Annotated in this window: 15 protein-coding genes; 13 read left to right on the forward strand and 2 right to left on the reverse strand. The window is 75.9% G+C overall.

Annotated features, from left to right (window positions below):
- The first annotated feature begins 67 nt into the window (after positions 1–67).
- The 11 genes from ICC28_RS25735 (at position 68) to ICC28_RS25785 (ending at position 8,837) form a co-directional block, all read left to right on the forward strand.
- Positions 68–562, forward strand: a complete 495-nt coding sequence (locus ICC28_RS25735; protein ID WP_188291081.1) for a hypothetical protein — start codon at positions 68–70, stop codon at positions 560–562.
- Positions 535–1,461 (forward strand): V-type ATPase subunit, encoded by a 927-nt coding sequence (locus ICC28_RS25740; RefSeq protein WP_188291082.1) that lies wholly within the window; start codon positions 535–537, stop codon positions 1,459–1,461. Before ICC28_RS25735 ends, ICC28_RS25740 begins: the two co-directional genes overlap by 28 nt.
- Entirely contained in the window at positions 1,445–2,884 is a 1,440-nt protein-coding gene (locus tag ICC28_RS25745) for a V-type ATPase 116kDa subunit family protein (protein ID WP_188291083.1), read from the forward strand. Before ICC28_RS25740 ends, ICC28_RS25745 begins: the two co-directional genes overlap by 17 nt.
- The gene (locus tag ICC28_RS25750) at positions 2,881–3,303 is read left to right on the forward strand and encodes an ATP synthase subunit C (protein WP_188291084.1); all 423 of its coding nucleotides are present in this window, start codon (positions 2,881–2,883) and stop codon (positions 3,301–3,303) included. Before ICC28_RS25745 ends, ICC28_RS25750 begins: the two co-directional genes overlap by 4 nt.
- Before the next feature lie 2 nt (positions 3,304–3,305).
- On the forward strand, positions 3,306–3,527 hold the full coding sequence (locus ICC28_RS25755) for a V-type ATP synthase subunit F (protein ID WP_188291085.1): 222 nt from the start codon (positions 3,306–3,308) through the stop codon (positions 3,525–3,527).
- Positions 3,524–4,036 (forward strand): V-type ATP synthase subunit E family protein, encoded by a 513-nt coding sequence (locus tag ICC28_RS25760; RefSeq protein ID WP_188291086.1) that lies wholly within the window; start codon positions 3,524–3,526, stop codon positions 4,034–4,036. The genes ICC28_RS25755 and ICC28_RS25760 overlap by 4 nt, the downstream gene beginning before the upstream one ends.
- On the forward strand, positions 4,024–4,179 hold the full coding sequence (locus ICC28_RS25765; RefSeq protein WP_188291087.1) for a hypothetical protein: 156 nt from the start codon (positions 4,024–4,026) through the stop codon (positions 4,177–4,179). The genes ICC28_RS25760 and ICC28_RS25765 overlap by 13 nt, the downstream gene beginning before the upstream one ends.
- Entirely contained in the window at positions 4,167–5,915 is a 1,749-nt protein-coding gene (locus ICC28_RS25770) for a V-type ATP synthase subunit A (RefSeq protein ID WP_317454099.1), read from the forward strand. The genes ICC28_RS25765 and ICC28_RS25770 overlap by 13 nt, the downstream gene beginning before the upstream one ends.
- Positions 5,912–7,291, forward strand: a complete 1,380-nt coding sequence (locus tag ICC28_RS25775) for a V-type ATP synthase subunit B (RefSeq protein ID WP_188291088.1) — start codon at positions 5,912–5,914, stop codon at positions 7,289–7,291. Before ICC28_RS25770 ends, ICC28_RS25775 begins: the two co-directional genes overlap by 4 nt.
- Before the next feature lie 4 nt (positions 7,292–7,295).
- Entirely contained in the window at positions 7,296–7,907 is a 612-nt protein-coding gene (locus tag ICC28_RS25780; RefSeq protein ID WP_188291089.1) for a V-type ATP synthase subunit D, read from the forward strand.
- Between the two features lie 105 nt (positions 7,908–8,012).
- The gene (locus tag ICC28_RS25785) at positions 8,013–8,837 is read left to right on the forward strand and encodes a tetratricopeptide repeat protein (protein ID WP_223189463.1); all 825 of its coding nucleotides are present in this window, start codon (positions 8,013–8,015) and stop codon (positions 8,835–8,837) included.
- Positions 8,838–8,852: 15 nt separating this feature from the next.
- On the opposite strand, the gene ICC28_RS25790 is transcribed toward ICC28_RS25785, so the two are convergent.
- On the reverse strand, positions 8,853–10,160 hold the full coding sequence (locus ICC28_RS25790) for a phosphoribosyltransferase family protein (RefSeq protein WP_188291090.1): 1,308 nt from the start codon (positions 10,158–10,160) through the stop codon (positions 8,853–8,855).
- A 368-nt stretch (positions 10,161–10,528) separates the two neighbouring features.
- Here ICC28_RS25790 and ICC28_RS25795 point away from each other — a divergent pair, with 368 nt between their 5' ends.
- A complete protein-coding gene (locus tag ICC28_RS25795) occupies positions 10,529–11,965 on the forward strand; it encodes an MBL fold metallo-hydrolase RNA specificity domain-containing protein (protein WP_188291091.1) in 1,437 nt (478 codons plus the stop codon).
- 385 nt (positions 11,966–12,350) lie between these two features.
- Positions 12,351–12,557 carry a hypothetical protein gene (locus tag ICC28_RS25800; protein WP_188291092.1) on the forward strand — a complete coding sequence of 69 codons (207 nt, stop codon included), beginning with the start codon at positions 12,351–12,353 and terminating at the stop codon, positions 12,555–12,557.
- 129 nt (positions 12,558–12,686) lie between these two features.
- Here the strand turns inward: ICC28_RS25800 and ICC28_RS25805 are convergent, their stop codons facing one another.
- Positions 12,687–13,196: a flavodoxin domain-containing protein gene (locus tag ICC28_RS25805; protein WP_188291093.1), complete on the reverse strand. Its 510-nt coding sequence runs from the start codon at positions 13,194–13,196 to the stop codon at positions 12,687–12,689.
- Positions 13,197–13,201 lie beyond the last annotated feature (5 nt).

Below are 13,201 nucleotides of genomic sequence, written 5' to 3' on the forward strand. Positions count from 1 at the left end.
TGAGACCGCTACGGACACGCACGACGGGCGCCCACGAGGGACGCCGCAGTCGGTCCAGGAGGCCCCCATGCCCGGGTTCCGCGAGTTCCTCACGCGCTTCCGGCCGGCCGGTTCACCCGGTCCCGCGGTCGGCGGAGCCGTCCCCGCCGACCGCTCGGCCGAACTCGCGGCCGAGCTGGAACCCCCGCTCACCGCCCTGGACGACACCGCGGCGCAGGCGGAGGAGATCCGCCGCACCGCCGCCCACGAGGCCGCCGAGCGCCGCCGGGCCGCCGCGGAGCGGGCCGAACAGACCGTGCGCACCGCGCGGGCGCGCGCCCTGCAGGTCAGGCACGAGACCGCGGCCCGGCTCCGCGCCGAGGCCGAGGCCGAGACGGCCCGCACCGACGCCGCCGCCGAGGCTGCCGTACGGGATCTGCGCGCGCGGGCCCGTGCGCGCACCCCCGAGCTGGCGGCGCGCCTGGTGGACCGGGTGGCCCGCGAACTGGCCGCGCTCCCGGACACGCCACCGGCCGGACCGCACAGGGAGGCACCATGGGCGCGGGATGGGTCGCCGGAGTGACCCGGGCCAAGGCCATGGCCGCCGGCCGCGCCGGGACGGACACGGCGCGAGCCCTGGCGAGCGCACCGAACCTGCCCGAGGCGCTGCGCGCCCTGACGGGCACCCCCTACCGGCGCGGACTCGACACACGGGCCGGGGCGGCCGAGGCCCAGCGGTCCGTCGCCGACGCCCTGGTGTGGCAGCTGCGGGTCCTCGCCGGCTGGCAGCCGCAGAGCGGGGCACGCGCCGTACGGCTCCTCGCGGCCGGGTTCGAGATCGAGAACACCCGGGACCTGCTGCGTTCCCCGACCGGCGGGCCGCCGCCCGCGCCGTACCGGCTGGGAGCGCTCGCCACCGTCTGGCCCCGCCTCTCCGCGGCCGGGAGCGCGGCCGACGTACGGGCCGTGCTCGCCACGTCCGTGTGGGGCGATCCCGGCGGCGACACCTGCGGCGAGGTGATCACCGCCATGCGCCTGTCGGCCGCGGCCCGCACCGCCGCGCACCTGCCGCCCGCGGCCCGCTGGGCGGCCGGGGAGGCCGCGCTGCTGGTGGCCCGCGAGGTCCACCTGACCGGCCGCCGGCTCACCGCCCCGGCCGCGCGGGACGCCGCCCGGCTGCTCGGCAGGGCCGCCGTGCGGGCGGCGACCTTCGCGCAGTACCGCGAGCACCTGGCGCCGGCGGCCCGCTGGGCGCTGGCGGACGTCGAAGGGCCCGAGGACCTGTGGCGCGCGGAGGCCCGCTGGTGGCCGGCGGTCGACCGGGACGCGCAGTCCCTGCTGTCCGGCGCCCGGTTCGCGCTGCCCGCCGTCGTCGGCGCGGTCGCGGCGCTGAGCGTCGACGCCTGGCGGGTGCGGGCCGCACTCGGATGCGCCGCCCACGGCGGCCGGGCACGGGAGGCCTTCGATGAACTCCTGGGCTGACACCCTGGCACCCGTACGCATGCAACGGGTCGCCGTCGTCGCCCCGCGCGACGCGCTCAGGGACACCCTGGTACGCGTCGCCGACACGGGCTGCGTCGAACTCGACCGCCCCGACGGCACGGGCCGCGCCACGCCCGGACCGGCCGCCCGGCGGCTTCAGTCGCTGGGCCCGGCCCCCGACCACCCCCTGCTGTCCGCCACGCCACCCGACCTCGACGCCCTGTGCCGGGCGGGCCGGGCCGACCTCCTGGCCGGCGAGGCCCAACTGGAGACCTACCGGGAGGCGGCGGTACGCCACGGAACCGTGGCCGCGCTCGCCGGCTGGTGCCCCGCCACCGACGTCGTCCGGCTCCGCGCCCGCCTGACGGACGTCGGAGGCGCCCTCGTGCCGCTGCGCAAACCGCGGGGCACCGACCCGCCGACCCAGCTGTACGACACCGGCACCGTACGGCGCTCCGCGGTACCGCTGGTCCGTACCTACGGCACCGTGCCCTACCCCGACCTCGACCCCAGCGTGCCCGCGGGCATCGCCTACGTCGTCATGTTCGGGATGATGTTCGGCGACGCCGGCCACGGCCTGCTGCTCCTCCTCGCCGCCCTGCTGCTGCGCTCCGGCCGCCCCGCCCGCCTGGCCGCACTGCGCCCCCTGTGGCCCTTCCTGGCCGGAGCGGGCGCAACGAGCACGCTCGCCGGGATCGCCTACGGGGAGTTCTTCGGCCCCACCGGCGTGCTCCCCGTCCTCTGGCTGGACCCCCTCGACCAGCCCATGCGGCTGCTGGGCAGCGCGATCGCCCTCGGCGCGGTCCTGCTCGCCGCCGCCTACACGGCCGGCATCGTCAACCGCTGGCGCGAGGGCGGCCCGGGACGGGCGCTGTACGCGGCCTCCGGGGTCGCCGGAGCCGCCGTCTTCCTCGGCCTCGCCGTACTCGCGGCCGGCCTCGCCCTGCACACGCCCGCCGCGGCGGCGACCGGCGCACTGATCGCCGCCGCCGGGCTCGCACTGGCCGGCACCGGCATGTACACGGCGTCCGGGGGCGGCGCCTCGGGCGTCCTCCAGACCGGGGTCCAGCTCTTCGACGTGCTGGTCCGCATCGGCTCCAACGCCATCTCCTTCACCCGCCTCGCCGCGTTCGGGCTCACCCACGCCGCGCTGGGCGGCATCGTCTGGCAGGGCACCACGGCCCTGGGCGGCGGCGGCCCGGTGGCACTGACCGGCGCCGTCCTCGTCTTCGTCCTCGGCAACGCCCTCACCTTCGCCCTGGAGGCGCTGGTGGCCGGCGTACAGGCCCTGCGACTTGAGTTCTACGAGCTGTTCTCCCGCGTCTTCGACGCCGAAGGGCGGCCGTTCACCCCCTGGCACGTGCCCACGCAGAACCCTCTCGAATGTGTGCTGACACCCCACAGCACGGAGGTGACATCATGATCGCTTGGCTGATCGCGCTGCCCCTGCTGATCGCCGGCTTCGCCGCCACCCACCGGCTCTTGCGCCGCCGGGGCCGGGCCGTGCTGCGGACGGTGTGCGCCGCCAACGCGGCCCTGTTCGCGGCCGCCCTCGCCCTCCTGATCGTCGCGCTGAGCGGCGGATCGGCGTCCGCGCAGGCGGCCACCGCGGCGGCGGAGAGCTCCGGATCCAACGGGGCGGCCCTCATCGGCGCCGCCATCGCCGTCGCCGGGGCCTCCCTCGGCGCGGCGATCGCCGTCGCCTACACCGGCGCCGCGGCGCTGGCCGCACTGAGCGAACGCCCCGAACTGTTCGGCCGGGCCATGGTCATCGTCGGCCTCGCCGAGGGCATCGCCATCTACGGCCTCGTCGTCGCCATCATCCTGATCGGAGAGGCCTAGCCATGGCCCGCGTCGCGGCGATCGGGGAACGGCCCCGCGTCATCGGGCTCGCCTCGGCCGGCGTGCGGGTGTTCCCCGCGGAGGACGAGGGGGCGGTGCGTGCGGCCTTCGACCGGCTCCCGGCGGACGTGGGCCTGGTCGTCCTCACCCCGGCGGCCGCCGCCGCGCTCGGCCCGGACACGCTCGACGGACAGGAACCCCTGGTGGCGGTGATGCCGCCATGACCACCTCACCGACCGAACTCGCTCCCGTACGGGCCCGGCTGCTGAAGGACGCCGAGGCCGACGCCCGCGCCCTGCTGGCCGCTGCCGACGAGGACGCCGCCACCCTGCTCCGGAACGCCGAGACCCAGGCCGCCGACATCTTCGCCGAGGCCCGCAGCCAGGGCGCCGCCGACGCCGAGGCCGTACGCCGTGCCCTGCGCACCCGCGCCCGCCGGGCCGCCCGCGCCCGGGAGCTCGCCGCCCGCCGGGAGTGCTGGCAGGAACTGCGCCGCCAGGTCGTGCACGGCGTCGAGGCCCTGCACGACACCGACGCCTACCCGGCCCTGGAAGCACGGCTGACCACACACGCACGACACCTGCTCGGGCCCGACGCCCGGATCACCACCGCCCCCGGCGGAGGCGTACGTGGCGAGGCCCCCGGCCGCAGGGCCGACCTCAGCCTCACCAGCCTCGCCCTCGGCGCCCTGGACGACCTCGGTTCGGAGGCGGAGGAGCTATGGACACCCTGACTCGTACCCCGCCCGGCGCCGGCCGTGTCCTGTGGGTCGCCGGTCCGCTGGTGGGGGCTGCGGGCGGCCGGGGCGTGGTCGGGTTCGCCCTCGGCGGGTTGGAGGGCCTTGGTTCGGAGGTGGGGGAGCTGTGGGCACGCTGACACGCACGCCGCCCGGTGCCGGACGCATTCTGCGGGTCGCCGGTCCGCTCGTCGAGGCCGCGCAGGTGCGTGGCGCGGCCATGTACGACCTTGTCGCGCTCGGCGCGGCCGGGCTGCCGGGGGAGATCGTCGCGATCCGGGACGGCGTCGTCACCGTCCAGGCGTACGAATACACCGGCGGTCTCGCACCGGGCATGCCGGCCCGCCCCCTGGGCAGGCCCCTGTCCGCGGCCCTCGGCCCCGGCCTGCTGGGCGGGATCTACGACGGCCTGCTGCGCCCGCTGGACGCCGCGGGGGAGTGGCTGTCGCCCGGCGCGCTGGACGAACGGGCCCACGGACCGCGGCCCGCACGGGAATTCGCGCCCCACGTCACGGAAGGAGACCGCGTCCAGCCCGGAGACGCTCTCGGTGAGATCCGCGACGCGGGACCGCTCCCGCTGCGGGTACTGGTGCCGCCCGGCTGCACGGGACCTGTGCGGGACCTCGCCCCGCCCGGCCGCCATCCGGAGGACGCCGTCCTCGCGACCGTGGCCGGCACCCCGGTCCGGATGACCACCCACTGGCCCGTACGCACCCCCCGCCCGGTCCGCGAACGCCAGGACACCGTGCGGCCCCTGCACACCGGCCAGCGCGCCATCGACCTGCTCTTCCCCGTCGCCCGCGGCAGCACCGTCGCCGTACCCGGCGGCTTCGGCACCGGCAAGACGATGCTGCTCCAGCAGATCGCCAAGTGGTGCGACGCCGACGTCATCGTCTACGTCGGCTGCGGCGAACGCGGCAACGAGATGGCCGACGTCATCGACGAGTTCGGCGCCCTGACCGACCCGCGCACCGGCGGCCGCCTCGCCGAGCGGACCGTGATCGTCGCCAACACCTCCAACATGCCGATGATGGCCCGCGAGGCCAGCATCTACACCGGCATCACCGTCGCCGAGTACTTCCGCGACATGGGCCTGGACGTCGTCGTCATCGCCGACTCCACCTCCCGCTGGGCCGAGGCGCTGCGGGAGTTCGCCTCCCGCACCGGCGCCCTGCCCGCCGAGGAGGGCTACCCCGCCGGGCTGGCCTCCGCCGTCGCCGCGTTCTACGAACGCGCCGGCACGGTCACCACCCTCGGCGGACGCAGCGGCTCCGTCACGGTCATCGGCGCGGTGTCGCCACCCGGCGGTGACATGGCCGAACCGGTCACCGCCCACACCCAGCGCTTCGTGCGCTGCCTGTGGACCCTCGACCGGGACCTCGCCTACGCCCGCCACTACCCGGCCGTCTCCTGGGCCGAGTCGTTCTCCCGCGACGCCGAGGCGCTCGGCGCCCACCTCGCCGCCACCGACGACCCCGGCCTGCCCGCCCGCCGGGCCCGGGTGGCCGGTCTGCTCGCCGAGGCCGACCGGCTCGCGGACCTGGTCGACCTGCTCGGCATCACCGCGCTGCCCGACCAGGAACGCATCAGCGTCCTCGGCGGCCGGCTCGTACGCGAAGGAGTACTCCAGCAGAGCGCCCTGTCCGCACGGGACGCCTACAGCGGCACGGAGAAGACCGCCGCGCTGGCCGAGGCGGTGCTGGCGGTCGTCGACCGCTGCCGCGAACTGGCCGGTACGGGCGTGCCGGCGGCCCGCATCGAGGAGGTGGACTTCTCACCCGTCCTGCGCGCTCGCGAGGAGGCGGGCCCGCACGACGCGGCGACGGTGGACACACTGCGCGAGACCTTGCTCGCCCGGCTCCGGGAGGTGACATGAACACAGGCGTGGAGTACACCTCGGTGCGCGAACTGCGCGGCCCGCTGGCCGTCGTCGACAAGGTCGAGGGCGTCGGCTGGGACGAGTTCGTCCGGCTCACCCCCGACGAGGGCGAGCCGCGCCACGGACTCGTCCTGGAGGTCGACCGCGACACGGCCGTCGTACAGGTGCTGGAGGACACCGCCGGCCTGGACCCGGCCCGCCTGCGCGCCGCCTTCACCGGGACCCCCCTGCACATTCCCGTGGGGTCCGGCTGGCTGGGCCGGGTGTGCAACGGGCGCGGCGAGCCCCTCGACGGAGGCCCGCCCGTCTTCGGCACGACCACCTCCGCGGTCGGCGGCAACCCCGTCAACCCGGTACGCCGCGAGCCGCCCGCCGATCCGGTCCTCACCGGCGTCAGCGCCGTCGACGCCCTCACCACCCTCGTACGCGGCCAGAAACTGCCCGTGTTCTCCGCGGCGGGCCTGCCGCACCTGGAACTCGCCGCACAGATCGCCGCCCAGTCGACGGCCGGCGGAGAGCCGTTCTGCGTGGTCTTCGCCGCGATGGGAGTGACCCACGCCGACGCGGCCTTCGTCCGCGACGCCCTGGAGGAGCGCTCCGCGGCCGGGGAACTGGTGCTGCTGCTCAACACCGCCGACGACCCCGTGATCGAGCGCATCCTGACCCCGCGCATCGCCCTGACCGTCGCCGAGCGGCTCGCCTTCGCCGAGGGCCGGCACGTCCTCGTGGTGATGACCGACATGACCAGCTACGCCGAGGCGCTGCGCGAGGTGTCCGCCGCCCGCGGCGAGATCCCGGCCCGCCGCGCCTACCCCGGCTACCTCTACAGCGACCTGGCGTCCCTGTACGAGCGCTGCGGCCGCATCCGCGGCCTGCCGGGGTCCGTCACCGTGCTGCCGGTGCTCACCATGCCCGCCGGTGACGTCACCCACCCCGTGCCGGACCTCACCGGATACATCACCGAGGGCCAGATCGTGCTCTCCCGCCGGACGCACGCCCAGGGCGTCTACCCGCCGGTCGACGCGCTGTCCTCGCTGTCCCGCCTGATGCGCAAGGGCGCGGGACCCGGCCGCACCCGCGAGGACCACCTCGACGTCGCGGCCCAGCTGCTCTCCGCCCTGGCCCGCGCCCGCCAGGTCGGCGAACTCGCCGACCTCGTCGGCCGGGCGGCGCTCAGCCCCGCCGACCGCGCCTACCTGGACTTCGAGGAGGCGTTCAGTCGCGGACTGGTGGACCAGCGGCGCGACGAGACGCGCACGCTGGAACAGACACTGGAGCGGGCCTGGCAGGTGCTGCTCACCCTGCCGCGCAGCCAACTGTCCATGCTGCCCGCCCGCTTCCTCGACGCCCGCCCGTCACCGGACGGCAGGTGATCCCATGGCGGAACTCCGGGTACCGCCCGGCCGGGCCGGACGGATGCGACTGCGCCGCAGCCTCGACGTCGCCCGCCGCGGCGCCGACCTGCTCGACCAGAAACTGGCCGTCCTGCGCGCGCGCCACGAGGAAGTCCGGCACGCCGAGGCCGTCGCCCGGGACCACTGGCACGAGCGGCTGCGGGAGGCCGAGACCTGGCTGCGGCGCGGGCTGCTGCTCGGCGGCGAGGACGCCCTGGACCCACCGAACTCCAGCCGCCCGGCCGAGCTGGACATCGAGTGGACGGCCACGATGGGCGTACGCCACCCCGCCACCGCCACCTGCCGGGTACCGGGACGGGAGTCGGGCGACCCGGCCCCCGCGAACACCGCCCTGGTCCACGCCGAGGCCGCCTACGCCACCGCCCTGTGCGCCGCCGCCGAGTACGCAGCGGCCCGGGCCGCGGCCCACGCCGTGGGCGACGAGGTCCTGCGCACCCGGCAGCGGGTACGGGCACTGCGCCGCCACTGGGTACCGCGCCTGGAGACGGCCCTGGCCCGCGCGGACGCCGCCCTGGAACAGAGCGAGCACGAGGACGCCGTACGCAGGCGGTGGGCCGCGCGGACCCACGACTGACGACCCGGGGGCGCCCGTCCGAACGTGCCACTGCGCTCCACCGCGCGGAGCCCCGGCCACACCGGGCCGCGAGGCCCTCTGAGCGCCATCCGTATGCTCCCGGCCATGAGATTCTTCCGGACCCGCGGCCGAAGCGACGCCCGACGGATGGCGGGAACGCCGCTGGCCGAGGCCAAAGCCCTCTACGAAGCCGGGCGTTACGCCGAGGCGGAGGCCGAGGCGCGGGCCGTGGCCCGGTCACGGTCACGCGACGACGAGTACGCGGCCGTCGCCCTGAACATCGCCGCGCTCGCCGCGGGCGCCCAGGGCCGCCACGCCGAGTCGCTCGCCACCTACGACGAAGCGCTGCCCGCCTTCGGGCGGATATTCGGCGCCGGACACTGGCTGACCCTGAAGCTGCGCTCGGACCGCGCCCAGCAGATGGTCTCGCTCGGCCGGTACGCCGAGTGCGAGGCGGAGTGTGCGGCCGTCGCCGAGGCCGCGGGCCGCGGTACCGGCCCGGAGATGGCGCTCCTGGCCGCGGCCGCCCGCAATGGGCTGGTCTTCGCCCTCAACGGGCAGGGGCGCCACCGGGAGGCGGAAGCACTCGCCCGCGAGGCCCTGGCCGCCCATCGCGCCGAGGACCGGACGTCCCTCGTGCTGCGGCTCGGCCTGGCGCGCAGCCTCAACGGCCAAGCCCGCCACGAGGACGCCCTCACCGAGGCGCAGGGCGCCGACGAGCTGTACCGCGCCCTGCCCGAACACCAGCGCCGTCCGGATACGGGCGCCGTCGAAGTGGCCCTTGCCACCGCCCTGTTGGGGTTGGGCCGCACTCCCGACGCCCGTCGCCGGGCCGCGGCCGCTCACGACGCCTGCCTGGCCTCCTTCGGCCCCCGCCACCGCCGTACCGCCGAAGCCCGCACGCTGCTCGAACGCATCGACGGCACCTGACACGGGGCACAGGGGTCAGTGCCCGGCGCCCGCCGGCGTGCGGGAGAGGTGGGCGGTGAACCAGTCGCGGGCCAGTTCGGCGACCGTGGTCAGGGCGCCGGGCTCCTCGAAGAGGTGGGTCGCGCCGGGGACGACGGCGATCCGGTGCGGGCAGCGCAGGCGGTCGGCCGCCAGCCGGTTGAGGCTGAGGACCTGCGTGTCGCGCGAGCCGACGACGAGCAGGGTCGGGGCCCGCACCTGCGACAGGGCGGCCGGTGCCGCGAGGTCGGGGCGACCGCCGCGGGAGACTACGGCGCGGATGTCGGCGCCCGGGAAGGCGGCGGCCTCCAGGGCGGCGGCCGCGCCCGTGCTGGCCCCGAAGTAGGCGACCGGCAGGCCGGTCTCCCGGCCCAGCCAGAGGGCGGCGGTGTGCAGCCGCCGGGCGAGCAGGCCGATGTCGAAGACGTTCGCCCGGTCGCTCTCCTCGGCCTCGGTGAGCAGATCGAGCAGCAGCGTGCCGAGACCGGCCCGGTTGAGGACGTCGGCGACCCGGCGGTTGCGCGGACTGTGCCGGCTGCTGCCGCTGCCGTGCGCGAAGGCGACCACCGCCGGTGCCCCCTCGGGCAGCACGAGCCGCGCGGCGAGCCGGACGTGGCCGACGGGCACCGTGGTGTGCTCGTTGCGCGTCGCGGACTCCGACGTTCCCGCGGTCCGGGCCGCCCGCGCCAGGAGCGCGGTCACCTCCCCGTCGCCGACCTGCTCGAAGTCGTCGTACCAGGCGCCGACCGCGCCCAGAAGACGCACCGGCAGCAGACAGACCACCTGGTCGGCGACCGCGCGCAGCCGGTCGACGGTGCTGTGCGGACCGACCGGGACGGCCAGCACGACCCGGGCCGCGCCCCGGTCCCGCACGATCCGGCAGGCGGCCTCCGCGGTGGCGCCGGTGGCCAGGCCGTCGTCCACCACCACCGCCGTACGGCCGGTCAGCGGCAGCGGCTCGCGACCGGAGCGGTAGCGGCGCAGGCGCCGGTCGAGCTCGGCCCGCTGGGCCTCCTCCACGGCCGCCTGCTCGCCCGCGCCCAGCCGGACGCCGGCGAGCACGTCGTCGTTGAGGACGCGTACCCCGCCCTCCCCGACGGCGCCGAAGCCCAGCTCCGGCTGCCAGGGCAGTCCCAGCTTGCGCACCACGAGCACGTCCAGGGGAGCGCCGAGGGCGCGGGCCACCTCGTGCGCCACGGGCACCCCGCCCCGCGGCAGGCCCAGCACCACCACGTCCCCGGACCGCAGGTGGTGCAGGCGCCGGGCCAGCCGGCGCCCCGCGTCCGCACGGTTCTCGAAGCGCATGGCCGCCTCCTCGCGCGCGCATCGCACCGCCGTGACGGCGGAACGTCTCTCCTTCCATTGCACCGCTTCACGGGGCGGCGCGGCAGGGCCCTCCGGGGGGCTGTTCAGGCCCGTGAGCGGGGCCCTTCGGCCCATGGCAGGGACGCCACGACCCCGCACGCTGGAGGGACGGAAAGGGCGTTGGCGGAAGGCGGCACGCAAAGGCGGGAAGGACCCACCCGCTTCTCGCGGATCCTGATTGCGCGGTGCGCGGCCCGAAGCCGCTTCTCCGCGTCCGGAGTGGGGGTCCTTCCCGTCACCTCCAGCACACCACACCCACCGCGCGGCCACCAGGGCCGATCGGCCCGACCTCGGAGGAGGGCAATGTCATGACCACCGTGGCGAGCGACCCGGAGGGCGGCACACCGACGCGGTCCCGTCCCGCACTGCTGACCTTCCTCGGCGGCGTGGGAACGGTCACCGGCAGCAAGTTCCTCGTCGAGAGCGACCACGCGCGCGTACTCGTCGACTGCGGCCTCTTCCAGGGCCTGGCCGACCTGCGCCGGCGCAACTGGCGCAAACTGCCCTGCGACGCCGAGGACATCGAGACGGTGGTCATCACCCATGCCCACCTCGACCACTGCGGCTATCTGCCGCGGCTCACCCGCCACGGCTTCCGCGGCAGGATCGTCACCACCGAGTACACCGCACGGCTGATGGAGATCGTGCTGCTGGACAGCGCCAAGCTCCAGACGGAGGCGGCCCGGCACGCCAACGAGCACGGCTGGTCCAAGCACCGCCCCGCGCTGCCGCTGTACGACGACTCGGACGTGGACCGCACCCTGAAGCTCCTGCAGCCCGTGCCTACCGGCACCCCGGTGGACATCGCCACCGGCACCCGGCTCACCCTGCACCCCGCCGGACACATCCTCGGCTCCTCCTGGGTGCACCTCACCCTGGAGGACGGCCACACCCTCGCCGTCAGCGGGGACCTCGGCCGCCCCGGGCACCCCCTGCTGAGCCCTCCGGAGCCGTTCTCCGGGGCGGACGTGCTGCTGATGGAGTCGACCTACGGCAACCGGCGGCACGAGGAGGCGGCGGGCCGCGCGCACTTCGCCGACGCGGTGACCCGCACCCTCGCCCGCGGAGGCACCGTCGTCATCCCCGCGTTCGCCCTCGACCGCACCGAGGTCGTCCTGCACGAACTCGCCGAACTGCGCCGTACCGGCCGGCTCCCGGCGGCGGTGCCGGTCTACGTGGACAGCCCGATGGCGCTCGCCGCCCTCGACGTGTACCGGGACGCCCTGCTCACCCGGGCGCCCGAGCTGCGGCCCGAGATCGCGCTGGCCGGCACCGACGCGCTGAGCCCCGAACCGTTCCGCCTGATCCGGTCGATCCAGGAGTCCGTGGACCTCAGCCGTACCGGCGGGCCCGCCGTCATCGTCTCGGCCTCCGGCATGGCCACCGGCGGCCGCGTCCTGCACCACCTGCGGCGGCTGCTGCCCGACCCGCGCAACGCCGTCGTCGTGGTGGGCTTCGCGGCGCAGGGCACGCGCGCCCGCGACCTCGTCGACGGCGCCAAGGCGCTCAAGATGTTCGGAGAGTACGTACCGGTGCGCGCCCGGGTCGCCGACGTACCGCACTTCTCGGCACACGCCGACGCCGGTCAGGTCATCGAGTGGCTGCGCGGGGCACCGCCGCCGCACACCACCTACCTCGTGCACGGCGAGCCCGAAGCGGCCGAGGCACTGCGCGACCGCATCGACCGGACCCTGGGCTGGACGGCGGTGGTGCCGCGCTCCGGGGAGCGGGTGCTGGTGCGCTGAGCCTCAGTAGTGCCTCAGTAGGACCTCAGTAGGGCATGGGCCGCCCGGAGGGCGTGCGCAGGTCCTGGGGCTCGGGACGACGGACGGGCCGGGGCTGCCTGGTCTCCTGAATGCGCTTCATGACCGTCGCCTCCCGGCACGTCGTCCGCGGTTCGTCCCGCGCGTACCGGCAAGCCTTGTCCTCGCCCGGCCGCCGTGCCATGAGGCCATCGACCCCCGATCATGGGCCGGGCCGTACCGGCCGAGGGGGGCCGACCGGCCCACCCCGCCCGGGCAAGGGCCGGGCCGGCCCTGCGTTCGGGCCGCACGGCTCATGCGGCCGAAGCCCCGACGGGGTTCGCTGGAGGTGAGGAGGAACAGCCACCGACCGGAGGGGGAGAGGACCGTGGGTACGAGTCTCACACCGGAGTTCTGGGAGCGGTTCGCGCTCCTGCTGTTCGCGGCGATGGGGGTGACCTTCGCCCTCGCCGCACTGTTCGACGCGCTCGCGCTGCGCCACCAGGTCCGTCGCGCGCAGCGGACTCCGGCCGTGCCGGCACGGGCCCCGCACCGGCCCGAGACCGTGGACCACCGTACGTCCGTCAACTGCTGAGGCACCGCACCCGGCCGGGTCGCACGTCGCCCCGGACGGCCTCCTCGTGGCTCCCCGCCGTCGGCGCGGCGGGGGGCCTTCATGTCGTTGGGGGAGCCTTCATGTCGTTGGTTGTGGGCCGCCGTGTCCTCACATCCTCCGCAGTTCCCCGGCGATCTCGGCCGCCCAGGTGTCGATGGCGTCCCAGTCGCGGTGGTCGCCGTAGCGGCCGCCCAGCAGACGGAACCTGATGCGGCCGCCGAGCGGCAGGTGGGACGCGCGGATGACGCCGGAGAACAGCCGGTGGTCCCGGTACGACAGTCCGGGCGGCAGGCTGCGGAGGATGACCGGGGCCTCCAGCGGGCCCATCCGCTTCCACGGTCCGCGCAGGGCGGCGGGCATGCCCACACTGAAGATCCATACGGGCCGGGAGCGCAGCAGCTCCGTGTTGTCCCGCAGGAACTCCTGCGCCGGGTCGAGCCAGCGCTGACCGTGGACGGCGCTGCCGAGCACGAACGCGTCGTAGGCGCCCGCGTCGGCGACGGCCTCCAACGGCCGTACCTCGGCCTTTGTCCCGGCCCGCTCCAGGGCCGCGGCGAGTCGTTCGGCGACGCCCCGGGTGGAGCCGTGCGCGGTCGCGTAGCCGACCAGCACCTGCATGACAC

The sequence above is a fragment of the Streptomyces sp. TRM68416 genome (genome assembly GCF_014596915.1).
In the GTDB taxonomy this organism is placed as follows: Bacteria; Actinomycetota; Actinomycetes; order Streptomycetales; family Streptomycetaceae; genus Streptomyces.